The following is a 21,596-nucleotide window of genomic DNA, read 5'->3' as shown; positions in this document are numbered from 1 at the left end:
TCCGCATCTCATGCCAGTCCCTCCCATGCCAGGGCCAGGGCAAGCTGATAATCGGGCGGCATCTGCGCGGCGATCTGCGGAGCCAGCATCAACGCGGAAGGCGGGGCGGCTATCTGGGCATCGAGCCCGCCGTATTTGGCGAAGGCGCGGGCGATCGGCCCCAGGGCGGGATGGTCGCCGCTCAACAGCAGCCGGCGTGGCAAGGGCTTCAGCAGGGGCGCAGCGCAGGCCAGCAGCGCCAGGTGAGCGCCACGCGCGCTGACCTCGGGCAGGGCATGGCTGGGCCCATCACCATGCAGCAGCCAGCGCGCGCCGCGATCCAGTCGCAGTATGGCGGTCTGGTCGGTACGTCTGTCCTCACGCAGCCAGGCCGCCAGACACAGGTCTTCCGGCGCCAGCGTGGCCAGCGGGCGGGCGATGGCCGCGGCCAGCGACAGGCGGTCCTCGATGGCCAGGCGCGAAGCGGCCACCGCCAGTACCTGCCGGTCCAGCGGCGAGCCCGGCTGCGGGCCGAGCTCGCGGTAATCCAGTGCATGGTCCTCGGCACTGATGCCGTAGGCGGCCATCTCGGCGTGGACCTGCTGCTGCCGTTGCAGCGGATGGGCGTCGGCCGGCAGCACCAGGCGCTGGCCGGTGAGGCAGCGCGCCGGTACCGCCAGCGCGACGGCAGCGCCCTCGCAACCGGGTTCGTCCAGCAGGGAGCGACAGATCAGCGTCAGCGCCTCGAAATCGGTGATCTGCCCGTCCTGGCAGATCACCCCGCCGGTCAGCCGCTGGGTGAGCTTGAGCAGTTGCGCGCGCTGGCCGATGCGGCGCAGCAGCGCCAGTCGCACACGGTCGGGCGCGATGTCGAGGCCAGCGCACAGGCGTGGGTTGCTGCGACCAAAGAAGAGGGAGAAGCCTGCCATATGCCATTCTCATGCAAAGGGAAGCTTCGGATTCTCCGGCCTGTTCGGCAGGGTGGGAATAGCGAAAACTTGAGGAATGCCCGCCAATTTTCAGCAATTTGCCCCCAATGCCGCACTTCCCCGCATCCTGCCCGGAACCGGCCCGTTGTCCTTTGGTCTATTTGCAACACCTCGCCACGCGGCCCGTCAGGGCGAGCCGCTATAATGCGGGCTTGTTTCTTTCACCCGGCTCCGGCCCGCAGCTTCGGCCTGCTTTAACGCTTAATTCGAATGTCTTCCTCTTCCAACGGCGGCGATCAACGCAAACCGGCATCGGCGGATGCCCCCGCAGAAAAGGCGCCCCGCAAGCGCCTGCACTGGTCGCTGCGCATCATCCTGGGTTTGTTCGGTACCGTGCTGGGTCTGGTGGTGATGGTGATCCTGGGCGCGACCTTCGTCGTCGCCCTGACCTATCCCAAGCTGCCCGACCTCGATACGCTGACCGACTATCGTCCCAAGATCCCGCTGCGCATCTTCTCCGCCGATGGCGTGCTGATCGGCGAATTCGGCGAGGAGCGCCGCAACCTGGTCCACTTCAAGGACATCCCGGACATCATGAAGAAGGCCGTGCTGGCCATCGAGGATGACCGTTTCTACGAGCACGGTGGTGTCGACTACCAGGGCATTGTGCGCGCCACCTTCTCCAACCTCTCCGGCGGCGGTGGCGGTGCTTCCACCATTACCCAGCAGGTGGCACGCAACTTCTTCCTGACCAGCAACGAGCCGACCTTCCTGCAGAAGGCGGTGCGCAAGTTCTTCTACGAGATCCCGCTGGCCTGGAAGATCGAGAACAACCTCACCAAGGACCAGATCCTCGAGGTCTACATGAACCAGATCTATCTGGGCCAGCGCGCCTACGGCTTCGCCTCGGCCGCCCAGATCTATTTCGGCAAGCAGCTCAAGGATCTCACCATCGCCGAGGCGGCCATGCTGGCCGGCCTGCCCAAGGCGCCCTCGGCCTACAATCCGGTGGTCAATCCCAAGCGCGCACATGCGCGCCAGCAGTACATCCTCTTGCGCATGCGCCAGCTGGGTTACATCACCGATGCGCAATACCAGCAAGCCAAGGATGAGGAGTTGCACGTCAAGGGCGATAGCTCGGCCTTCGGCATGCACGCCGAATACGTGGCCGAAATGGCGCGCCAGCTGGTCTACGCGCAGTACAAGGACGAGACCTACACGCGCGGCCTGAACGTCTTCACCACCATCACCAAGGCCGACCAGGACGCCGCCTACATCGCCCTGCGCCGTGGCATCATCGACTACGAGCGCCGCCATGGCTATCGGGGTCCGGAAGGCTACATGGACCTGCCCGAGAAGGCCACCAAGGAGGTCGTGGAAGATGCGGTGGCCGTGGAACTTGCCGATCACCCCGACAGTGACGACATGGTCTCGGCCGTGGTGCTGGAAGCCAAGCCCAAGGAAATCACCGCCATGCTGGCCACCGGCGAGGAGATCAGCATCTCCGGCGCCGGTCTGGGCTTTGGCGCCAACCTGCTGTCGGACAAGGCACCGCCGCAGAAGAAGATTCGTCGTGGCGCCATCATCCGGGTGTTCCAGGATGGCAGCAACTGGATCATCACCCAGATGCCGGAAGTGGAATCGGCCTTCGTCTCGGTGAATTCGCATGATGGTGCGATCCGTTCGCTGGTGGGCGGCTTCGACTTCAACCGCAACAAGTTCAACCACGTCACGCAGGCCTGGCGCCAGCCGGGTTCGTCCTTCAAGCCCTTCATCTATTCCTCCTCGCTGGAAAAGGGCTTGTCGCCGGCCACCATCATCAATGATGCGCCGCTGACCTTCACCCAGACCGGCGGCCAGGTATGGCAACCGAAGAACTACGGTGGCAAGTTCGAAGGTCCGATCTCCATGCGCCGCGCCTTGCAGAAGTCGATCAACCTGGTCTCCATCCGCATCCTCGAGCGGGTGGGTGTGAAGTATGCGCAGGAATACATCACCCGCTTCGGCTTCGATGCCGACAAGAATCCGCCCTACCTGACCCTGGCGCTGGGGGCGGGCAACGTCACGCCCCTGCAGATGGTGGGCGCGTACTCGGTGTTTGCCAACGGCGGCTACAAGATCAATCCCTACCTGATCACCAAGGTCACCGACAACAACGGCGAGGTGCTCTCCCAGGCCAAGCCGGCCACTGCCGACGATGAATCCAACCGCGTCATCGATGCCCGCAATGCCTTCATCATGGACAGCATGTTGCGCGACGTGGTACGTCATGGCACGGCCGTCAAGGCACTGTCGTTGAAGCGCACCGATCTGGCCGGCAAGACCGGTACCACCAACGATTCCATGGATGCCTGGTTCGCCGGCTATCAACCCGGCCTGACCGCCATTGCCTGGATCGGCTACGACCAGCCCAAGAGCCTGGGCGACCGCGAAACCGGTGGCGGCCTGGCTCTGCCGGTATGGATCAGCTACATGTCCAAGGCCCTCAAGGACGTGCCCAATGTGGACCGCAAGGTGCCGGATGGCGTGATCGAATCGGGCGGCGAGTACTACTATGCGGAGTTCCCGCCCAGCGCCATGGTGCGTGATCTGGGCATGGGCGATCGCGGTGGCATGACGCCGGAAGAAGAAAAGGCCAAGACGCAGATGAAGAACGAGCTGTTCTGATTTCTGATTTCCGGTTTTTGATTTCCGATGTTCGGATAAAAAATATAAACGATTTATATCATTTAAAATTTTTCCGCTGATCGTCGCTCCAAATGAAAACCGCCTGTTGCAAGACAGGCGGTTTTTTCATGGGCATCAATATTGTGCCGGCCGGATCAATCCTTGCCGGACACCGCATGGCTGATGCTGCGCATGGCCAGCAGGGTCAGCACTTCGTCCTGCTCGGTGCCGTAGTCGCTGAGTTTGACGATCACCGTGCGCGTGGCCGGGTTGACGTAGATGTACTGGCCGAAGACGCCAATGGCCGAGAAGTCGCGATCATCGGCGTTGCCCGGCGGGATCCACCATCCATCGCGGTAGTCCAGGGCATTGCCGTTGTTGACCGGCTGGCGCGGTGCGGCAGCCCAGGCGGGGCTGACGATCTGTTGTTCACCGATGCGTCCGCCATCCAGGTACAGCAAGCCAAGACGGGCGAAGTCGCGCGCCGTGGTATTGAGACAGCAAAAGGCCTTCTCCACGCCATGGCGGGCGCTGTCGACGCTCCAGCTGGCATCCTGTTCCATGCCCAGCGGTTCCCACAGCGCCTGCCGGGCGAAATCGGACAGCCGCATGCCGGTAGCGCGCGCCAGTACGCGCGAGAGCACCAGCGTATCGATGCTGCGGTATTCGAAGCGTGAGCCGGGCGCAAAGCGCAGGCCGTCGCGGCGGGCGATGAATCGTTGCAGGTCGGTGCTGACGTACATGCGCACCACCGGCGAAGCGAGCGAGCCACCGTAGTTCTCTTCGACATCGATGCCCGAGCGCATGTCCAGCAACTGAGCGATGGTGATGTTGGCGTAGGCCGGCGCAATCTCGTCGGGCTTGAGATAGCGACCGATCGGTTCGTTCAGGGACTTGATCCTGCCCTGCTTCAGGGCCACGCCGGTCAGCGCCGAGACGAAGGACTTGGCCACCGAGAACGAGGCAAAGCGCGATTTGGCATCATAGCCATCGAGGTAGTGCTCGTAAATCACAATGCCATCCTGGATCACCACGAAGGCCTGGGTGGCCGTGCCCTTGATGAAGTCGATCAACGGCAGTCGCTTGCCGTCCTTCCAGGGCAGCTCCAGATCGAGCGTGCGCAGCGCCGTGGGTAGCGCTTGCGGATGGCTGGAGCGCGCAATCGGATTGGCCTCGAACACCTTGTAGCTCTGGCTGTGCGGGGTCAGGTCGAACTGCAGATCGATCAGGGTTGGCAGGCCGGGCAGGTCGGCAATGCGCCGGCCGATCTCGGCGCCGGCCAGCAATAGCAGCAGCGCGGCGGCGCCGCGGGCGAGCAGGGTGGTGGTGCGGGTGCGGGGCATGGGGCTCGTTCCTGGGGTGGTGAGCCTATTGTGCCCGATCAGCCCGGGCTTTGGCTGGCCGCGTACTGTTGATAGCCGCGCGCCCGCAGTTCGCACGCCGGGCACTTGCCGCAGCCATGGCCCCAGTCATGCAGCTGGCCGCGTTCGCCCAGGTAGCAGGTGTGGGTATCGGCCCGGATCAGGTCCACCAGCGGCACACCGCCCAGCGATTCGGCCAGGGCCCAGGTCTGGGCCTTGTCGATCCACATCAGCGGTGTTTCCACCTTCAATTGCGTGGCCATGCCCAGATTCAGCGCCACTTGCAGGGCTTTCATGGTGTCGTCGCGGCAATCGGGATAGCCGGAGAAATCGGTCTCGCACATGCCGCCGACCAGTACGTTCAGGCCCCGGCGATAGGCCAGCGTGGCGGCCACGGTCATGAACAGCAGGTTGCGTCCGGGTACGAAGGTATTGGGCAGGCCATTGTCCTGCATGGCGATTTCGACATCGCGCGTCAATGCCGTGTCAGAGATCTTGCCGATGAGCGACAGGTCGATCATGTGATCCTCCCCCAGGCGCGTCTGCCATTGAGGCGAGAGACCCTTCATCTTCTCCAGCAGGGCCGGGCGTACTTCCAGTTCAATGGCATGGCGCTGGCCGTAGTCGAAGCCAATGGTTTCCACCCGCTGATAGCGCGACAGCGCCCAGGCCAGGCAGGTGGTGGAATCCTGGCCGCCGGAGAAGAGCACCAAGGCGCTCTGGGTGTTCAGGGTCGGGGCGATGGCGGGGGCAGCGGACATGGGCGGGCTCAACACGTAAGGGGGAATTGACTGACAAGAATCAACGCGGGGCCTGGCGGCATCGCTGCCGGCCCAGGCCCCGCGCGTTCAACAGCGGCTAGCTTAGTTGGTTTTCCTGACCGAATCCAGCACCTGCTCGATATAGTCCCCATTGGGATCGGTGAACTTCAGGCGTACCGGATACCACTCCATCTTGGGCGCCAGCCAGATGTCGAGCTTCTGGGCCTGGTCATTCGGCGGAGGATTGCGGAACAGGTGCAGGGCTTCGGTCTCGCCCTGGGCAGTCTTGATCTTCTCGCGGCCGATCACCTTGAAGGTCCATTGCTCGGCATCGCGCGGACCAGCCACGAAGAAATTCCATTCCGAGCCCGGCTTCATCCGGGCGGCATTGGCCCGCGCGATGGCCACGAACTGCCAGGTGATACCAGTGCGGTCCTGCTCGCCGCCTTGCAGCGGGAAGCTTTCCGCAGACTCTGTGAAAGTGATCTTGTTCTGCTCACGGTTGAAGGTGGTGGTGGTCGGTTCGCGGCGCAGACGCTTCTCCACGAAGCGCGCCGGCGCCAGGCCGTAGGCGTCGATACTGCCCTCACTGCTGGTTTCCAGGATCTTGCCCAGCAGCATGGCGCGGGTTTCGGTGTTGACGCTGTAGGCAGTCTTGCTCTGCGTCCACTTCACCAGCCCCTCGCCCTTGAGGTCGAGCCCGCTCTGCTTGGCGCTGATGGTGTAATGCAGCTCGGCCGAGGGCGGCAGGTTGTAGGGACGTTTTTCCACCGGATGCGGACCGTCGGCGGCCAGGACGGGGCCGCTGGCCAGCAGCGCGGCCAGCGGCAGTGCAACGAGGGTGGTTTGGAGGCGATGTGAAAGTTTTTTCATGGCGAGCTCTTCGTGTTGGTCTCTGTGGGGCTTGGCGATGAGGCAAGGCCGAGCCATATGAAGGAATACGACCAGAATGCCGGGGCACGGTTCTGCCGTCCGGGCGCGTAATTGTGCGCAATTGTTTCCGATTTTGACAGGGCATGCAGGATCTGGTCTCACTGACCCGCGGGTTTGAGGCCAGACAAGTCCAGCTGGGTATAGTCACCGTTGGGCCGCAGGTCGGTATAGCGCACCCGCACCGGATACCATTCGTGCTGCGGCGCCAGCCAGATATCGACGCGGTCATCATAGGAACCGGGCTTGGGCATGCGCACCAGGTGCCAGGTCTGTAGCGCGCCCACAGGCAGGGTGAGGCGTTCCTGGCCCAATACCTGCACGCGCCAGATTTCGCCGTCGCGCACGCCGGCCACGAACAGGTCGATCACCGCACCAGCCTGCATCTGCCCGGCATCACCCCGGCCGATGGCGGCCAGCTGCCAGATCAGGCTGGCACGGTCCTGCTCGCCGCCACGGCGCGGATAACTCGTGGTGGACGCGGAAAAGCTGACCACGTTGCGTTCGCGGTTGAAATGGGTGTTGGTGGCCGATTTGAAGCCCTTCTGTTCGGTGTAGAGCTCCGGCGAGACGCCCCAGGCATCGAGTGCGCCTACGCTGGTGAAATTGAGCAGTGTGAAGAACAGCGCCTTGGCCTTGCCTTCCACCTTGTAGTGGTCGCCCTCGTTGTGCCAGGCGATGCTGCCGCGACCGTAAGCCGGCTGCTGGTCCTTGGTGCCGGTGACGTCGTACTCCAGCAGTACGCTAGGCGGGGCGCTGGTCTGGTAGACCTTGCCGGGGGCGGCATCAGGGGCTTCGCCGCTGCCGTTGTTGCCGTTGTTGCCGTGGTCGGCGCTTGCGCTTCCCTCTCCCTCCCCTCGACCTGCCTGGCCTGCTCCACTGGCGGAAGTGGGGAGGGAGGCCGCTGGCGGGTCTTGTGGTGCGGGCATGGGGATGCGTTCGACGGTCTCGCGGATGGGTTCGTCGGGCGGGTCGATGGAGGGTTCCGGTACGCGGCGGGGAGCCGGGCGCCTGACAGCGTTCGCGGGTCTGGCCGAGCTCGGCCGTGTTGGCTTGGCCGCCGGCAGTGCCACCGGCTGCGCGGGCGGTGGGACCGGGCGCAGTTCCACCGTCATGGTCGGTGCCTGCGTCTGGCCCGGTACGATGATGTGACGCCGCCCCCAGTCCACCAGCGCGACATGCAGTGCCAGGCTCGATGCGATCAGGATCAGCAGGCGCGGCCAGCGCCGGGCGGGACGGGAAACTTCGCTCATGACCGCCAGTGTATCGGATCAGTTGCAGGGCGTCGTGGGGGCAACTGGCCGGAGAGGGGCATTTCAAACCACGTACAATGCGTTTTTTTTGCTGTCCTTTGCTCACCGATGAACCTGTCCCTGTCCTCCCGCTTGCTTCTGCGTGTGTTCCCGGTCGCCGCCCTGATGGCGCTGGTCACCGCCTCCACCTTCGCTGCACCCTTGCCACCGGTGCGCATCGGCATGATTGACGGGCTCTCCGGTCCCTTCGCCAATGCCGGCGAGGCGGTGGTGCGCAACATCAACTACGCCATCGAGCGCGTCAATGCGCGCGGCGGCGTGAGCCTGCCCGATGGCAAGCATTTGCTGCAACTCTCCACCTTCGACAACAAACTGGGCGTGGAAGACTCGCTGATACAGTTCCGCCAGCTTACCGACGAACGTATCCCCTTTCTGATCGAGGGCAACAGCTCGGCGGTGGCGGCCGCGCTCATCGATGCGGTCAACAAGCACAACCAGCGCGAGCCGGATCATCGTGTCCTGTTCCTCAATTACTCCGCCGTCGATCCGGCGCTGACCAATGAGAAATGCAGCTTCTGGCATTTCCGCTTCGATGCCAGCGCCGACATGCGCATGCAGGCCCTGACTGAAGCCATCAAGGCCGATCCCTCCACCAAGAAGGTCTACCTGATCGGCCAGGACTACAGCTTCGGCCGCCAGGTCGCCAAGGCCGCGCGCGAGCAGCTCGCGGCCAAGCGACCCGACATCGCCATCGTCGGGGACGAGCTGCATCCCATCGGCAAGATCAAGGATTTCTCGCCCTACATCGCCAAGATGCGCAGCGCCGGAGCCGATGCCGTCATCACCGGCAACTGGGGCAACGATCTGACGCTCTTGGTGAAGGCCGCACGCGATGCCGGCTTCAAGGCCAAGTTCTACACCTTCTATGCCAACAGCCTGGGCGCACCTGCGGCCATTGGTGATGCGGGTGTGGGCGTGGTGCGCGCGGTAGCCGAGTGGCATCCCAACGCGGGGGGCAATCCCGGTTCACCCAGCGATGCCTACTACCAGCAATTCCGCAAGCGCTACCCGCAGCCCAAGGACGATTACCTCTACCTGCGCATGCAGGTGATGATCGACATGCTGGTCAAGGCCATCGAAAAGGCCAGGAGCACCGACCCCAAGGCGGTTGCATATGCCCTGGAAGGCGCGCATTATCAGAACGCCTTCCACGAGGCGACCATGCGGGCCGAGGATCACCAACTGATCCAGCCGCTTTACCTGATGCAGATGCAGCGCGCCGACAGCGGCGGCATCCGCTTCGACAACGAGGGCAGCGGCTTCGGATTCCGTACCGAGCGCTACATCCCGGCCGAGCAGACCGCTCTGCCGAGCAGTTGCCGGATGCAGCGTCCGCCACGCTGAGAGCGACACCACAACAACAGGAGCGATCAATGCTGAATCAGGACCAGATGCCGGGCGCAGGCTCGGTAGCCGATACCATCGATTTCATGAAGAAGATGTGGAGCAGCATGGGCGCCCCCGCCATGGCCACGCCCTCGCTGTCGGTGGAGGACATCAACAAGAAGATCGGCGACCTCAAGACCGTGGCCTCCTGGCTGGAGCTGAACCTGAACATGTTGAAGGCCACCATCCAGACCCTGGAGGTGCAGAGCGCGACCCTCTCCACCCTCCAGGCCATGAGCGAGATCATGGCCTCGCGTGGTACGCCGCAGGCCGAGGCCGCTGCCGATGACGCGGCCAGCCCGGCACCGGGCTTCCCCTTCGGCTTCCCGATGTGGCCGGGCGCCGCTGCCGAACCGGAGCAAGCAACGGAAGAAGCATCCGCCCCCGATGTTGCTGAAGAGCAAACGACTGCAGCACACGCCGAGCCCCCGCCGGCTGCTGCAGGCGAGGCCGATACCCCGCCGCCGGATTTCCAGTCTGCCATCGCCAATCCCAATGCCTGGTGGAATGTGTTGCAGGAGCAATTCAAGCACGCCGTCGGCAATGCCCTGGCCGGCGGACTGCCCGAGCAGGCGCCGCTGTTGAAGCCCGCCAAGCCGCCCAAGCCCGCGAAGACGCCCAAACGTCGCGAAAATAAGACAGTTGCCCCAAAGCCCAAGACCGGCCTGAAAGCCAAGCCTGTGGGTGCTTCCAAGCCGGCCAAGGGGGCCAAGGCGGCAGCCAGGAAGCCACCGGCCCGGAAAGCGCCCCAGGGTGCGGAAAATACGAGCGCGCCGGTTGGCACCGCTGTTGTACAATCCCGGCAAAACAAGAAGCCAGCCTCCCGCAAGCCAAATTCCCCCTGATCCTCGCCATGGCAGAGCCTGGCCCTGGGCGCCGCCGCGCCGGGCCTCTGTCATATTGCTGAAACCTGACCGTTTTAGTATGGATCGGGAAAATCTTGTTAAAATCAAACACTTAACGCATATAGGCACATACTGAGATGCTGTACCCAGAATTGTTCAAATCGCTAGAGCAGGTCCGTTGGAATATGGATAAGGATATTCCCTGGGACAAGTTCGACGCTTCCTTGCTCACCGACGAACAGGCGCAGACCATCCGCATGAACGCCATCACGGAATGGTCGGCCCTGCCGGCCACCGAGATGTTCCTGCGCGACAATCGCGGGGACAGCGATTTCTCGGCATTCATGTCGGTATGGTTCTTCGAGGAACAGAAGCACTCGCTGGTGCTGATGGAATACCTGCGCCGCTTCCGCCCGGACCTGTGCCCGACCGAAGAAGAGCTGCACAATGTGCGCTTCGAATTCGATCCGGCCCCGCCGCTGGAAACCCTGATGCTGCACTTCTGCGGCGAGATCCGCCTGAACCACTGGTATCGCTGCGCCGCCGACTGGCACACCGAGCCGGTCATCAAGCAGATCTACAAGATCATCAGCCAGGATGAAGCCCGCCACGGCGGCGCCTACCTGCGCTACATGAAGAAGGCCCTCAACGAAGTGGGCGACAAGGCCCGTGCGGCGTTTGCCAAGATCGGCGTGTTGATGGCCTCGGCGCGTCGTACCGAAAAGCCGCTGCACCCGACCAACCTGCACGTGAACCAGGCCCTCTTCCCCAACGACACCGTCCAGAGCCGCCTGCCGGACCCCGAATGGCTGGAACGCTGGCTGGACAACCAGATCAAGTTCGACGGCGAGTGGGAAAAGAAGGTCGTGGACCGCATCCTGCACAACATGTCGCTGCTGTTCGAACGTACCTTCAGCAACGTCCAGGAGCTCAACCGCTACCGCAAGGAAGTGACCCAGCGCATCATGCCGGCCGGCGCGGCCGCAGCCTGATCGGGAAAATTCCTTCACAGGCAGTACAATCGCAAAGCCGCAACCCTTTGGTTGCGGCTTTTTTCATCCTGCAACGATGCTCCTCAAGATGGCCGACTTCGAATCCAAACTCTGCACCCGCGATGAACTCCAGCAGCGCGTGGCCCAATTGCCCAAGCCGGTGGTGATGACCAATGGCGTGTTCGACATCCTGCATCGCGGCCACGTGACCTACCTGGCGCAAGCCCGTGCCCAGGGCGCCTCGCTGGTGGTGGCCGTCAATACTGACGCTTCCGTCAAGCGCCTGGGCAAGGGCGATGACCGTCCCATCAATACCTGTGAGGACCGCATGGCGGTGCTGGCGGCGCTGGAGTCGGTGTCGCTGGTCGTCCCCTTCGATGAAGACACGGCGCTGGAAGCCGTGCAGCAGGCGCATCCCCAGATCTACGTCAAGGGCGGCGACTACGACATGCACGCCATCCCCGAGGGCCAGGCGGTAGCGGCCTATGGCGGCCAGGTGCTGGCCATTGCCTTCGAGCATGACCGCTCCACCAGCAAGCTGCTGGCCAAGGTGCGCAAGCTGGCCGGCTGAGCGCGGCACGCTGCAAACGACAAGGCCGGCAGGCGCATGGCGCGCTGCCGGCCTTGCCGTTTCAGGAACCGGCCTTGTCCGCCGGCCTGTTTGCTGCTCAGTGGTGCATGTGGTCCTTCATGTCCTTCATGTCCTTCATGTCTTTCATGCCGCCCGCGGCAGCCTTGCCATCTTCGACATTGAAGGTCACCTCGACCTTGCCGGCTTTTTCGAAGGTCAGCGTGACCGGTACCTTCTGGCCCGCCTGCAGCGGCTTGGACAGGCCCATCAACATGATGTGGTAGCCATTGCCCGGCTGCATGGCGATCTTCTGGCCGGGTTTGACTTCCAGCCCGCCATCGAGCTCGCGCATCTTCATGACGTTGCCTTCCATGGCCATGGTGTGGATTTCACCCGACTTGGCCACCGGGGAGGACACGCTCACCAGGCGATCCGGCGTGCTGCCCTTGTTCTCGATGCTCAGGTAGGCGCCAGCAGCCGGCTGGCCGGGCACCGTCGCGCGGGCGTAAGGATGGCCGATTTCCAGCTGGCCCAGCTTGTATTCATGGGCCTGGGACAGCGGGGCGGCAGCCAGCAGGGTGGAAGTGATGGCCAGGGCGGCCAGGTTTTGGAAGAAATGCTTCATATCGATAAGTCCTGATTGTCTCGTTCATGTCTAGAATGCGGGCGCGCGGCCCGCCAGGGGTGGCGCAAAGGCGCCAGGGACGGCGGCTTCAGACCGGCGGTGCGCGCGCCTGGGCTGAGCCTGGTGCCAGGCTGGCCGAACGCACGCGCGCAGCGGTGCGGGCCAGTGGATAGCTGACGCCGGGCATGACCGTCGTATCCAATGAGCAGTCCGGTGCCGGCCAGGCCGCCTGGCTGCCGCAACACAGCGGACAGTGGCCGGCCGCCAGATGGGTCGGTGCATTGCCGGAAGCACCACCGCCCACGCTGCAGATGGCCATGGCAGGGACGTCCCGCAGCGTGCGGGCGAGCGCCTGTTGCCACCATGGCGCGGCCACCATCGCCAGAACCAGCGCCAGACTGACCCAGCCCTGCCGACGCAGCCAGGGGCGGCGCGGCGCAAGTCGCTTGGGGGAGGGACGCAGGCGGGAAGACATGGGGCCTGATTATAGCAACGGGGCGGCCTTGTGCCGTGCAGTGCAACGCATACCGATCATGCCGACCGCACAATGCGAGTCATCCGAGCGGCCTGCCATCGGGGCTGGCAGCGCGTCCTCATGCAAATTGATTGTTCACAGGCGCTAGGCTAGACTTGTCGTCTTTTCGGGTTTTTGGCTAATCATTCATATTTTTCCAAGGGAGACTGCATGTCCTACAACCACAAGCTGACACTGCGCGCGATGGTCGCAGCCCTGTCCCTGGCTGCCGTGTGCGCAGCCCCGGCCATGGCTGCCGACAAGTTTGTCGCGGTGACCGCCATCGTCGAGCATCCGGCCCTGGACGCCGTGCGTGACGGCGTGAAGGACGAGCTGAAGGAAGAAGGCTTCGACGCCGGCAAGAACCTGAAATGGGAATACCAGAGCGCCCAGGGCAATACCGGCACCGCCGCCCAGATCGCCCGCAAGTTCATCGGCGACAAGCCTGACGTCATCGTTGCCATCGCCACGCCCTCGGCCCAGGCCGTGGTGGCCGCCACCAAGAGCATCCCGGTGGTCTATTCCGGCGTGACCGATCCGGTCGCGGCCCAGCTGGTGAAGGACTGGAAGGCTTCGGGCACCAATGTCACCGGCGTGTCCGACCTGCTGGAACTGGACAAGCAGGTGGACCTGATCAAGCGCGTGGTGCCCAAGGCCAAGCGCGTGGGCATGGTCTACAACCCGGGTGAAGCCAACTCCGCCGTGGTGGTCAAGGCCCTGAAGGAACTGCTGGCCAAGTCCAACATGACCCTGGTGGAAGCCGCCGCCCCCCGTTCGGTGGACGTCGGTTCGGCTGCCAAGAGCCTGATCGGCAAGGTCGACGTGATCTACACCAATACCGACAACAACGTGGTCTCGGCCTATGAAGCGCTGGTCAAGGTCGGCAACGACGCCAAGATCCCGCTGGTGGCGTCCGACACCGACAGCGTCAAGCGTGGCGCCATCGCCGCCCTGGGCGTGAACTACTACGATCTGGGCCGCCAGACCGGCAAGGTGGTCGGCCGCATCCTCAAGGGCGACAAGCCCGGCGACATCCCCTCGGCCACCAGCAGCAAGCTGGAACTGTTCGTCAACACCGCCGCCGCGCAGAAGCAGGGCGTGACTCTGTCGCCCGAACTGGTGAGTTCGGCCAAGACCGTCATCAAGCAATAAGCAGGACCCGGCCTGAAGATCCCGCTGCCATGCGGGATCTGCTGTATCGGGCTGGGGCAGGATCAGTACGACACAGCACACCGATTTACCCCATAAGCGCATAACGGGCCCGCACGAGAGGAACGTCGAGGCCTGATTACCATGAAAGAGGAGAGGACCATGTTTGCAGTTTCCAAGTCACTGCGCGCCATCGCCGGCGCCCTGGCGCTGAGCGCCATCTGCGCTTCGGCGCTGGCGGCCGAGAAGGTGGTGGCCGTCACGTCCTTCGTCGAACACCCGGCGCTGGACGCCGTGCGTGACGGCACCAAGGACGAACTGATCGCCGAAGGCTTCGAGCCCGGCAAGAACCTGAAGTGGGAGTTCCAGAGCGCCCAGGCCAATGCCGGCACCGCCGGCCAGATCGCCAGGAAGTTCGTGGGCGACAATCCGGACGTGATCGTGGCCATCGGCACCCCCTCGGCACAGCCGATGGTGGCCGCCACCAAGACCATCCCCATCGTCTACTCGGCCATCGCCGACCCCATGGCCGCCCAGCTGGTCAAGGACTGGAAGCCCTCCGGCACCAACGTGACCGGCCTGTCGCACATGCTGGACCCGGTCAAGCAGGTCGAGATCATCAAGCGCGTGGTACCCGCGGCCAAGCGCGTGGGCGTGGTCTACAATCCGGGCGAAGCCAATTCCGTGTCGGCCTTGAACAACCTCAAGGGCGAGCTGCAGAAGGCCGGTCTGACCCTGGTGGAAGCCGCCGCCCCGCGTTCGGTGGACGTCGCCCCGGCCGCCAAGAGCCTCATCGGCAAGATCGACGTGATGTACACCACCACCGACAACAACGTGGTCTCGGTCTTCGAATCGCTGGCCAAGGTCTGCAACGATGCCAAGATCCCGCTGATCGCGTCGGACACCGGCAGCGTCAAGCGCGGTGCGATCGCAGCCCTGGGCGTGAACTTCTACGACATGGGCCGCCAGACCGGCAAGGTCGTGGCCCGTATCCTCAAGGGGGAGAAGGCCGGTGATATTGCCTCGTCGCCGGTCAAGAACCTGGAGCTGTACGTCAACACCTCCGCTGCCCAGAAGCAGGGCGTGACCCTGTCGCCGGAGTTCCTGAAGTCGGCCACCAAGGTGCTCAACTAAGCATGACCGCAGCCTGATCCGCCGGCCATGCACCGCCGGCGCCGCACCACCCGTGCTGCGCCGGCGCCATGCAGAAGACATTCGGCAGGGCGTACCGCGCCGTGCCGAATGTGTTTTTTTAAGAAAGTCCTTTTATGTCGCTGTATACCCTCCTGGGCGCGCTGGAGATCGGTCTGATCTTCAGTCTGGTGGCCCTCGGCGTGCTGATTTCCTTCCGCATCCTGGTGTTCCCTGACCTTACCGTCGATGGCAGCTTCCCGCTGGGCGGCGCGGTTGCCGCCACCATGATCGCAGCGGGCTACAATCCCTTCCTCGCCACCTTCGTGGCCCTGCTGGCCGGGGCGCTGGCTGGTTTCATCACCGCCTGGCTCAATGTGCGCCTGAAGATCATGGACCTGCTGGCCAGTATCCTGATGATGATCGCGCTGTACTCGATCAACCTGCGCGTCATGGGCAAGCCCAACGTGCCGCTCATTTCCGAACCGACCATCTTCACCATCCTGCAACCGGACTGGATCCCCGACTACGTGGGACGTCCGCTGATCCTGCTGGTGGTGGTGACTGCCGCCAAGCTGCTGCTGGACTGGTTCTTCTCTTCCGAGATCGGCCTGGCCATGCGCGCCACCGGCGCCAATGCCCGCATGGCACGCGCCCAGGGCATCGCGACCGGCCGCGCCACGCTGGCCGGCATGGCCCTGGCCAACTCGCTGGTGGCGCTGGCCGGGGCGCTCTTTGCGCAGACTCAGGGCGGATCCGATATCTCCATGGGCATCGGCACCATCGTCATCGGCCTGGCCGCCGTCATCATCGGCGAGAACATCCTGCCGGCGCGTCGCCTGGTGTGGACCACGCTGGCAGTGATCCTGGGGGCGATCCTGTATCGCTTCTTCATTGCGCTGGCACTCAACAGCGATTTCATCGGCCTGCAGGCGCAGGACCTGAACCTGGTCACCGCCGTGCTGGTGATGCTGGCGCTGGTGCTGCCCATGGGCAAGCGCAAATTGAAACTGCTGAGAAAGAGAGCCTGAGATGTTGAAAGCCACCGATCTCAAGATCACCTTCAATCCCGGCACCCCCATCGAGAACCCGGCCCTGCGCGGCCTCTCGCTGGAAATCCCGACTGGCCAGTTCGTGGCCGTGATCGGTTCCAACGGCGCCGGCAAGTCCACCTTCCTCAATGCCATCTCCGGTGACCTGCTGGTCGATACCGGCAAGATCGAAATCGACGGCACCGACGTCTCCCGCAAGCAGGCGTGGGATCGCGCCGGCCTGGTGGCGCGCGTGTTCCAGGACCCGATGGCCGGTACCTGCGAGGCCCTGACCATCGAGGAGAACATGGCCCTGGCGATGGCGCGTGGGCGTCGTCGCGGCTTCAACTTCGCCATTCGCGGCAAGATGCGCGAGTTGTTCCGCGAGAAGCTGGCGATCCTGAACCTGGGGCTGGAAAACCGCCTCACCGACCGCATCGGCCTGCTCTCGGGGGGGCAGCGTCAGGCGGTGAGCCTGTTGATGGCCTCGCTGCAACCGTCGCGCATCCTGCTGCTGGATGAGCATACGGCGGCACTGGACCCCAAGACGGCGGCCTTCGTGCTGGAACTGACAGCCAAGATCGTGTCCGAAAGCAAGCTGACCACCATGATGGTGACCCACAGCATGCGCCAGGCGCTGGACTACGGTGACCGCACCGTGATGCTGCACCAGGGGCGCGTGGTGCTGGATGTGTCCGGGCCGGAACGCGCCGGTCTGGATGTGCCGGATCTGCTGAAGATGTTCGAGCAGACGCGTGGCGAGAAACTCGCGGACGACGCACTGCTGCTGGGCTGACCGCCTGCCAACGAAAACGGCTCCCTCGGGAGCCGTTTTTTTCATGCCGGTGACCGGTCTTCAGCTGCCGCCGTCATAGCCATTCTGCCGCCACGCTTCATACACCACCACCGCCACCGTATTGGAGAGATTGATGCTGCGATTGCCCGGCCGCATCGGCAGGCGGATGCGCTGTGCGGTGGGGAAGGATTCGCGGCGCTCCGGCGCCAGGCCGCGGGTTTCGGAGCCGAACACGAAGCTGTCGCCCGGACGGAAAGCCAGGCCCGCAAAGGGCGTGGAGCCATGCGTGGTCATGGCGAACATGCGTGCCTCGTCAAATTGCGGATCCGCGCGGCGATGGGCCAGGAAGCTGTCCCAATCCTTGTGCACCTGCATGTTGGCGTACTCGTGATAATCCAGCCCGGCACGCCGCATCTTGGCGTCATCGAGCGGGAAGCCGAGTGGCTCCACCAGATGCAGTTGCGCACCGGTATTGGCGCACAGGCGGATGATGTTGCCGGTATTGGGAGGGATCTCCGGCTCGACCAGGACGACGTGGAACAAAAAACTTCTCCTGCTGAAAAATGGATGGCCGGCTTCAGACCGGCAGGGTGCGCGCAAAGACCAGGTTGGTCACGCGCCGGGCGCCGTGCCGCTTGAGCACGATCGCCACTTCATTCAAGGTGGCCCCGGTGGTCATGACATCGTCGACGATGCCCACATGCAGTCCGCGCACCTGGTCCATGGCGGCGAAGGGCAGGGCGAAGGCCGAGCGCACGTTGCGCACCCGGGCGCCCACCGGCAGGGCTGATTGCGCTTCGGTTTCCTTCTTGCGCTCCAGCAGGCGTGGATGTACCGGGATGTCCATGAGCTTGCCCAGCGGACGGGCGATCTCCAGTGCCTGGTTGAAGCCGCGCTCCTGCAGCCGCGCCAGGCCCAGCGGCACCGGGGCCAGCAGGGTCGGCATGGGCAGTTGCACATCACTGCCGGGTACCGGATTGCGACGGGTGGCATCGAAGATCAGGCGCGCCAGCAGCGGGGCCAGTCGCAGGTCGCCGCCGAACTTCAGGGCCAGCGCCAGCTGGTCGGAAGGAGCGAAATAATCGGTGGCCACGATGGTGGCATCGAAAGCCGGGCGATCCTTGAGACAGGCGCCGCAACGCAACTCCTTGCCGGTCACCGGCATGGGCAGCGCGCACTGGATGCAGCGGCGGTGCTGGCGGGTGTAGAAGCGCTTGTGGCAGGGCGCGCACAGGGTCTCGCGCCCGGCGGCACCACACAGCGCGCAGGAGGACGGCAACAACTGCGGCACCTGTGCCAGCAAACGCTGCAGCCAGCCGGGACCGGCGGGCTTGCCCGGCCGTGCCGGCTTGCCGGCCACGGCGCGATAGGCGGTGCCAGGCTTGGCCTGGGGCGATGCAGCAGCGGGTTTGGAGGATTTGAGATCCATGTGAGTGGCGCCCGGGGAAAATGGATTTCGACTAAACTACGCGCATTATCGCATCAGCCCCGTGGATCGGCGGCCCTCTGCTGGCCGCCCGAGCTTGCCACGCTGCTGTGCAGTCCATCTTCCTGTGTTCCATTGCCCATGTCCCTGCCGCCGCCTTCTGCCAGCGCCAAGCTGAGCGCTCCCATCGATCTGCCCCTGGTACGCCGCCGTTTCGGCGAACCCCGGCGCGTGGCCGAATCCGATTTCCTGCGCCGCGAAGTCTCGGCCCGCATGCAGGAGCGCCTGGCCCTGGTGAAAATCGCCCCGCGCGAAGTGCTGGACGCCGGATGCGGCGAAGGGGCCGACCTGCCGGTGTTGCAGAAGCGCTACCCCGAGGCGCAGGTGATTGGCCTGGACGGCGCCTATGGCATGCTGGCCAAGGCCGCCGACCACCAGCGCGGTGCGCAGACGGCCATGAACCGCCTGTTCGGCTCCATCAACAAGTGGCTAGGCTCCGGTCCGAATGCCGGCGGGCCGGAACTGGTCTGCGCCGACTTCGCCCGCCTGCCGCTGGCGGCCAATGCGCTGGACCTGGTCTGGTCCAACCTGGCCCTGCACTGGCATCCCCAGCCCGACCGCGTGTTTGCCGAATGGCGTCGCGTGTTGCGGGTGGAGGGCCTGCTGATGTTTTCCTGCTTCGGTCCCGATACCCTGCGCGAAGTGCGCAGCGCTTTCGAACAAATCGATCTTGCACCGCACACCTTGCCCTTCGTCGACATGCACGACTTCGGCGACATGCTGGTCAATGCCGGTTTTTCCACACCGGTGATGGACATGGAAACCATCACCGTGACCTACCAGACCCCCCAGCGCCTGCTGGAAGACGTGCGCGCCTGGGGCGGCAATCCACTCGAATCACGGCGCCGCAGCATGATGAGCCGCAGCCAGTACCAGCGCCTGCTAGCGGCCTTCGAGGCCATGCGCAAGCCCGATGGCAAGATCCCGCTGAGCTTCGAGATCGTCTACGGCCACGCCTTCCGCCCCGTGCCCAAGACCACCGCGGCCGGCGAGAGCATCATTCGCTTCGAACGCCCGTCGCGATAGTCGTTTCTTCATATAAGGCTTAGTCGTCCAGCCCTATCCGGCCTGCCGGATAGTTGCTGTATCGTTACGCCCTGCCGCTCCCGGAAGAATCCTTCATTTCGCCGAAAAGCCACGTCCCTGGCCGTTGTCCGGCCGGTGTCAGGGCGTCCCGGAGAGGCCGGGAGCACCACCGTTGTCAATGCGGCGGTGCGTGCTTGATCCATGGCGACGTTAGCCCTTATACTCAAATGGGTAAAAAAATTCACACAAAGAAATTCCAGTACGAACGAATAGCAAGAATAAATAAAGACCGCAGAACGGATAGCCACGGATAGCGTTCATCGCAAGACGACCCGGCAAGACCGGACCAGTCCGCATCCAGTGCGTGTTCCCTGCGGTGAGAAATAGAACTAGAAGCAGAGACAGAGACACGCTCGACCGACAATCATGCTGGCGAGGTGCCATGGAGACGCGGGAATGGATATTGAAGCGCAATTGTTCGATTGCGCCACGCCAACTGGCGTGGGTCTTCGCAATCCTTTGTACGGTTTCACTGACGGTCGCGCTGGGCTTCACGCTGCGCGGTGCATGGATCATCCTGATTTTTTCATTCATTGAACTGGTGGCGGTGGGCGCGGCCTTGCTGGTCTACGCCCGCCACGCCACAGATCGCGAAGTAGTGGTGCTGGCCGATCATGGCCTGGAGGTTGACGTGATCCAGGGCGGTCGCTCACACCGCAGCAGCTTGCAGCTGCAGGGCATGCGCATCGCGTTTCCGGTCGGTCGCCAGTCGCTGGTGGCGCTGGAAAGTCGGGGGCAGCGTGTGGAAGTAGGCCGGTTCATGAGCTTGTGGCAACGGCGCGCCTTCGCGCAGGAGCTGCAACGTGAGCTGGCCGCCAGGGGTGGCGGGATGGCAGCACTCTCATTCTTATAATTTTGGGCTTTTGAGGAAATCCATGAAACTTGCGAAGCGCCTTCAATCCTTGACCCTCGGTGCCTCGCTGCTGGCGGCCGGCTTGCCGGCCTGGGCAGTGGTGGACAGTCCGGGCGGACCGGCCGTGCTGCAGATGAATTTCCAGCCGCCGGTGACCAAGATCGCCGAGCAGATCTATGACCTGCACATCCTGATGCTTATCATCTGCCTGGTCATCTTCGTGGCCGTGTTCGGCGTGATGTTTTATTCCATCATCAAGCACCGCAAGTCGGTCGGCCACAAGGCCGCCAGCTTCCACGAAAGCACGACCGTGGAAATCGCCTGGACCGTGGTGCCCTTCCTGATCGTCATCGGCATGGCCCTGCCGGCCACCAAGACGGTGGTGGCGATGAAGGATACCTCCAATGCCGACCTCACCATCAAGGTCACCGGCATGCAGTGGAAATGGGGATATGACTACCTCAAAGGCGAAGGTGAAGGAATCTCCTTCCTCTCCAACCTGGCCACGCCGCGCGAGCAGGTCACCGATCCCAGTCTGAAGAAAAACGACAATTACCTCATCGAAGTCGACAACCCGGTCGTGGTACCGGTCAACAAGAAGGTGCGCATCGTCACTACCGCCAATGACGTGATCCACTCCTGGACCATCCCCGCCTTCGGCGTGAAGCAGGATGCGATTCCCGGCTTCGTGCGCGACACCTGGTTCCGCGCCGAGAAGATCGGCACCTATCGCGGCCAGTGCGTGGAGCTGTGCGGCAAGGATCACGCCTTCATGCCCATCGTGGTCAACGTGGTCAGCGAAGACGACTACAAGAAATGGGTCGACGGCAAGAAGAAGGAAATGGCCGCCAAGGCCGATGATCCCAACAAGGTCTGGACGGTGGACGAATTGAAGCAGCGCGGCGAGAAGGTCTATGCCGCCAACTGCGTGGCCTGCCACCAGGCCAACGGCAAGGGCGTGCCGGGTGCCTTCCCGGCGCTCGATGGCAGTGCCGTGGTCAACGGTCCCAAGGCGGACCAGATCCACCTCGTGCTCAACGGCAAGAACGCCATGCCGGCCTGGAAGGGTGTGTTGAACGACACCGAAATCGCCGCCGTGATCACCTACACGCGCAACAACTGGTCCAACAAGGCCCAGGAAAACATCGTGCAGCCGGCTGAAGTCCTGGCCGCCCGCAAGTAATCGTTTGG

Annotated in this window: 21 protein-coding genes; 12 read left to right on the top strand and 9 right to left on the bottom strand. The window is 63.7% G+C overall.

Translation table 11 applies throughout. The annotated features are described in order from the left end of the window. Positions 1–8: 8 nt before the first annotated feature. Positions 9–908, bottom strand: a complete 900-nt coding sequence (pilM, locus tag HWE01_RS05010; protein WP_241821213.1) for a pilus assembly protein PilM — start codon at positions 906–908, stop codon at positions 9–11. Between the two features lie 351 nt (positions 909–1,259). Here pilM and HWE01_RS05005 point away from each other — a divergent pair, with 351 nt between their 5' ends. Further along, positions 1,260–3,575, top strand: a complete 2,316-nt coding sequence (locus tag HWE01_RS05005) for a penicillin-binding protein 1A (RefSeq protein ID WP_081486099.1) — start codon at positions 1,260–1,262, stop codon at positions 3,573–3,575. Between the two features lie 155 nt (positions 3,576–3,730). Here HWE01_RS05005 and HWE01_RS05000 read toward each other — a convergent pair whose 3' ends face one another. The 4 genes from HWE01_RS05000 to HWE01_RS04985 form a co-directional block, all read right to left on the bottom strand. Further along, positions 3,731–4,918 carry a serine hydrolase domain-containing protein gene (locus tag HWE01_RS05000; protein WP_008332662.1) on the bottom strand — a complete coding sequence of 396 codons (1,188 nt, stop codon included), beginning with the start codon at positions 4,916–4,918 and terminating at the stop codon, positions 3,731–3,733. Between the two features lie 38 nt (positions 4,919–4,956). After that, positions 4,957–5,697 (bottom strand): 7-cyano-7-deazaguanine synthase QueC, encoded by a 741-nt coding sequence (queC, locus tag HWE01_RS04995; RefSeq protein WP_241821212.1) that lies wholly within the window; start codon positions 5,695–5,697, stop codon positions 4,957–4,959. A gap of 102 nt (positions 5,698–5,799) precedes the next feature. Then, the gene (locus HWE01_RS04990; protein WP_008332658.1) at positions 5,800–6,570 is read right to left on the bottom strand and encodes a DUF3108 domain-containing protein; all 771 of its coding nucleotides are present in this window, start codon (positions 6,568–6,570) and stop codon (positions 5,800–5,802) included. A 158-nt stretch (positions 6,571–6,728) separates the two neighbouring features. Continuing rightward, positions 6,729–7,880, bottom strand: coding sequence for a DUF3108 domain-containing protein (locus tag HWE01_RS04985; RefSeq protein ID WP_241821211.1), 1,152 nt, complete (start codon positions 7,878–7,880; stop codon positions 6,729–6,731). 108 nt (positions 7,881–7,988) lie between these two features. Here HWE01_RS04985 and HWE01_RS04980 point away from each other — a divergent pair, with 108 nt between their 5' ends. The 4 genes from HWE01_RS04980 (at position 7,989) to rfaE2 (ending at position 11,734) form a co-directional block, all read left to right on the top strand. Then, positions 7,989–9,284: a branched-chain amino acid ABC transporter substrate-binding protein gene (locus HWE01_RS04980; protein ID WP_175344747.1), complete on the top strand. Its 1,296-nt coding sequence runs from the start codon at positions 7,989–7,991 to the stop codon at positions 9,282–9,284. Between the two features lie 29 nt (positions 9,285–9,313). After that, complete coding sequence (locus HWE01_RS04975) at positions 9,314–10,171, top strand: PhaM family polyhydroxyalkanoate granule multifunctional regulatory protein (RefSeq protein ID WP_241821210.1); 858 nt, start codon at positions 9,314–9,316, stop codon at positions 10,169–10,171. A gap of 137 nt (positions 10,172–10,308) precedes the next feature. Then, positions 10,309–11,163, top strand: coding sequence for a ferritin family protein (locus HWE01_RS04970; protein ID WP_088756811.1), 855 nt, complete (start codon positions 10,309–10,311; stop codon positions 11,161–11,163). 88 nt (positions 11,164–11,251) lie between these two features. Beyond that, positions 11,252–11,734, top strand: coding sequence for a D-glycero-beta-D-manno-heptose 1-phosphate adenylyltransferase (gene rfaE2, locus HWE01_RS04965; RefSeq protein ID WP_241821351.1), 483 nt, complete (start codon positions 11,252–11,254; stop codon positions 11,732–11,734). A gap of 97 nt (positions 11,735–11,831) precedes the next feature. Here rfaE2 and HWE01_RS04960 read toward each other — a convergent pair whose 3' ends face one another. Together HWE01_RS04960 and HWE01_RS04955 are read right to left on the bottom strand one after the other, a co-directional pair. Further along, on the bottom strand, positions 11,832–12,359 hold the full coding sequence (locus tag HWE01_RS04960; protein ID WP_241821209.1) for a copper chaperone PCu(A)C: 528 nt from the start codon (positions 12,357–12,359) through the stop codon (positions 11,832–11,834). Between the two features lie 88 nt (positions 12,360–12,447). Further along, on the bottom strand, positions 12,448–12,834 hold the full coding sequence (locus HWE01_RS04955; protein ID WP_008332643.1) for a DUF2946 family protein: 387 nt from the start codon (positions 12,832–12,834) through the stop codon (positions 12,448–12,450). Between the two features lie 210 nt (positions 12,835–13,044). Here HWE01_RS04955 and HWE01_RS04950 point away from each other — a divergent pair, with 210 nt between their 5' ends. From HWE01_RS04950 to HWE01_RS04935, 4 genes are all read left to right on the top strand, one after another. Further along, positions 13,045–14,025, top strand: coding sequence for an ABC transporter substrate-binding protein (locus tag HWE01_RS04950; RefSeq protein WP_175344751.1), 981 nt, complete (start codon positions 13,045–13,047; stop codon positions 14,023–14,025). A 159-nt stretch (positions 14,026–14,184) separates the two neighbouring features. Then, positions 14,185–15,156: an ABC transporter substrate-binding protein gene (locus HWE01_RS04945; protein WP_008332635.1), complete on the top strand. Its 972-nt coding sequence runs from the start codon at positions 14,185–14,187 to the stop codon at positions 15,154–15,156. Between the two features lie 134 nt (positions 15,157–15,290). Continuing rightward, the gene (locus tag HWE01_RS04940) at positions 15,291–16,184 is read left to right on the top strand and encodes an ABC transporter permease (protein ID WP_008332634.1); all 894 of its coding nucleotides are present in this window, start codon (positions 15,291–15,293) and stop codon (positions 16,182–16,184) included. Position 16,185: 1 nt separating this feature from the next. Then, positions 16,186–16,980 (top strand): ABC transporter ATP-binding protein, encoded by a 795-nt coding sequence (locus tag HWE01_RS04935; RefSeq protein ID WP_008332633.1) that lies wholly within the window; start codon positions 16,186–16,188, stop codon positions 16,978–16,980. A 60-nt stretch (positions 16,981–17,040) separates the two neighbouring features. Here HWE01_RS04935 and HWE01_RS04930 read toward each other — a convergent pair whose 3' ends face one another. Together HWE01_RS04930 and HWE01_RS04925 are read right to left on the bottom strand one after the other, a co-directional pair. Next, a complete protein-coding gene (locus HWE01_RS04930) occupies positions 17,041–17,523 on the bottom strand; it encodes a tRNA (cytidine(34)-2'-O)-methyltransferase (protein ID WP_008332632.1) in 483 nt (160 codons plus the stop codon). A gap of 34 nt (positions 17,524–17,557) precedes the next feature. Continuing rightward, the gene (locus tag HWE01_RS04925) at positions 17,558–18,409 is read right to left on the bottom strand and encodes a ComF family protein (protein WP_241821208.1); all 852 of its coding nucleotides are present in this window, start codon (positions 18,407–18,409) and stop codon (positions 17,558–17,560) included. A gap of 138 nt (positions 18,410–18,547) precedes the next feature. Here HWE01_RS04925 and HWE01_RS04920 point away from each other — a divergent pair, with 138 nt between their 5' ends. The 3 genes from HWE01_RS04920 to coxB all read left to right on the top strand — a co-directional run bounded on the left by HWE01_RS04920 (position 18,548) and on the right by coxB (position 21,588). Then, the gene (locus HWE01_RS04920; protein ID WP_241821207.1) at positions 18,548–19,492 is read left to right on the top strand and encodes a methyltransferase domain-containing protein; all 945 of its coding nucleotides are present in this window, start codon (positions 18,548–18,550) and stop codon (positions 19,490–19,492) included. 442 nt (positions 19,493–19,934) lie between these two features. Further along, a complete protein-coding gene (locus tag HWE01_RS04915; protein WP_008332628.1) occupies positions 19,935–20,405 on the top strand; it encodes a DUF2244 domain-containing protein in 471 nt (156 codons plus the stop codon). A 22-nt stretch (positions 20,406–20,427) separates the two neighbouring features. Next, entirely contained in the window at positions 20,428–21,588 is a 1,161-nt protein-coding gene (gene coxB, locus HWE01_RS04910; protein ID WP_008332626.1) for a cytochrome c oxidase subunit II, read from the top strand. Positions 21,589–21,596 lie beyond the last annotated feature (8 nt).

Origin of the sequence: Herbaspirillum sp. C7C8 (assembly GCF_022627875.1) — a bacterium.
Lineage (GTDB): Bacteria > Pseudomonadota > Gammaproteobacteria > Burkholderiales > Burkholderiaceae_D > Herbaspirillum.
This window is presented reverse-complemented; position numbering and strand designations above follow the sequence as displayed.

Excerpts from the sequence above, each read along its gene's own strand:
- pilM (WP_241821213.1), bottom strand. The coding sequence starts at position 908 with ATGGCAGGCTTCTCCCTCTTCTTTGGTCGCAGCAACCCACGCCTGTGC.
- HWE01_RS05000 (WP_008332662.1), bottom strand. The coding sequence starts at position 4,918 with ATGCCCCGCACCCGCACCACCACCCTGCTCGCCCGCGGCGCCGCCGCG.
- queC (WP_241821212.1), bottom strand. The coding sequence starts at position 5,697 with ATGTCCGCTGCCCCCGCCATCGCCCCGACCCTGAACACCCAGAGCGCC.
- HWE01_RS04990 (WP_008332658.1), bottom strand. The coding sequence starts at position 6,570 with ATGAAAAAACTTTCACATCGCCTCCAAACCACCCTCGTTGCACTGCCG.
- HWE01_RS04985 (WP_241821211.1), bottom strand. The coding sequence starts at position 7,880 with ATGAGCGAAGTTTCCCGTCCCGCCCGGCGCTGGCCGCGCCTGCTGATC.
- HWE01_RS04980 (WP_175344747.1), top strand. The coding sequence starts at position 7,989 with ATGAACCTGTCCCTGTCCTCCCGCTTGCTTCTGCGTGTGTTCCCGGTC.
- HWE01_RS04975 (WP_241821210.1), top strand. The coding sequence starts at position 9,314 with ATGCTGAATCAGGACCAGATGCCGGGCGCAGGCTCGGTAGCCGATACC.
- HWE01_RS04970 (WP_088756811.1), top strand. The coding sequence starts at position 10,309 with ATGCTGTACCCAGAATTGTTCAAATCGCTAGAGCAGGTCCGTTGGAAT.
- rfaE2 (WP_241821351.1), top strand. The coding sequence starts at position 11,252 with ATGGCCGACTTCGAATCCAAACTCTGCACCCGCGATGAACTCCAGCAG.
- HWE01_RS04960 (WP_241821209.1), bottom strand. The coding sequence starts at position 12,359 with ATGAAGCATTTCTTCCAAAACCTGGCCGCCCTGGCCATCACTTCCACC.
- HWE01_RS04955 (WP_008332643.1), bottom strand. The coding sequence starts at position 12,834 with ATGTCTTCCCGCCTGCGTCCCTCCCCCAAGCGACTTGCGCCGCGCCGC.
- HWE01_RS04950 (WP_175344751.1), top strand. The coding sequence starts at position 13,045 with ATGTCCTACAACCACAAGCTGACACTGCGCGCGATGGTCGCAGCCCTG.
- HWE01_RS04945 (WP_008332635.1), top strand. The coding sequence starts at position 14,185 with ATGTTTGCAGTTTCCAAGTCACTGCGCGCCATCGCCGGCGCCCTGGCG.
- HWE01_RS04940 (WP_008332634.1), top strand. The coding sequence starts at position 15,291 with ATGTCGCTGTATACCCTCCTGGGCGCGCTGGAGATCGGTCTGATCTTC.
- HWE01_RS04935 (WP_008332633.1), top strand. The coding sequence starts at position 16,186 with ATGTTGAAAGCCACCGATCTCAAGATCACCTTCAATCCCGGCACCCCC.
- HWE01_RS04925 (WP_241821208.1), bottom strand. The coding sequence starts at position 18,409 with ATGGATCTCAAATCCTCCAAACCCGCTGCTGCATCGCCCCAGGCCAAG.
- HWE01_RS04920 (WP_241821207.1), top strand. The coding sequence starts at position 18,548 with ATGTCCCTGCCGCCGCCTTCTGCCAGCGCCAAGCTGAGCGCTCCCATC.
- HWE01_RS04915 (WP_008332628.1), top strand. The coding sequence starts at position 19,935 with ATGGAGACGCGGGAATGGATATTGAAGCGCAATTGTTCGATTGCGCCA.
- coxB (WP_008332626.1), top strand. The coding sequence starts at position 20,428 with ATGAAACTTGCGAAGCGCCTTCAATCCTTGACCCTCGGTGCCTCGCTG.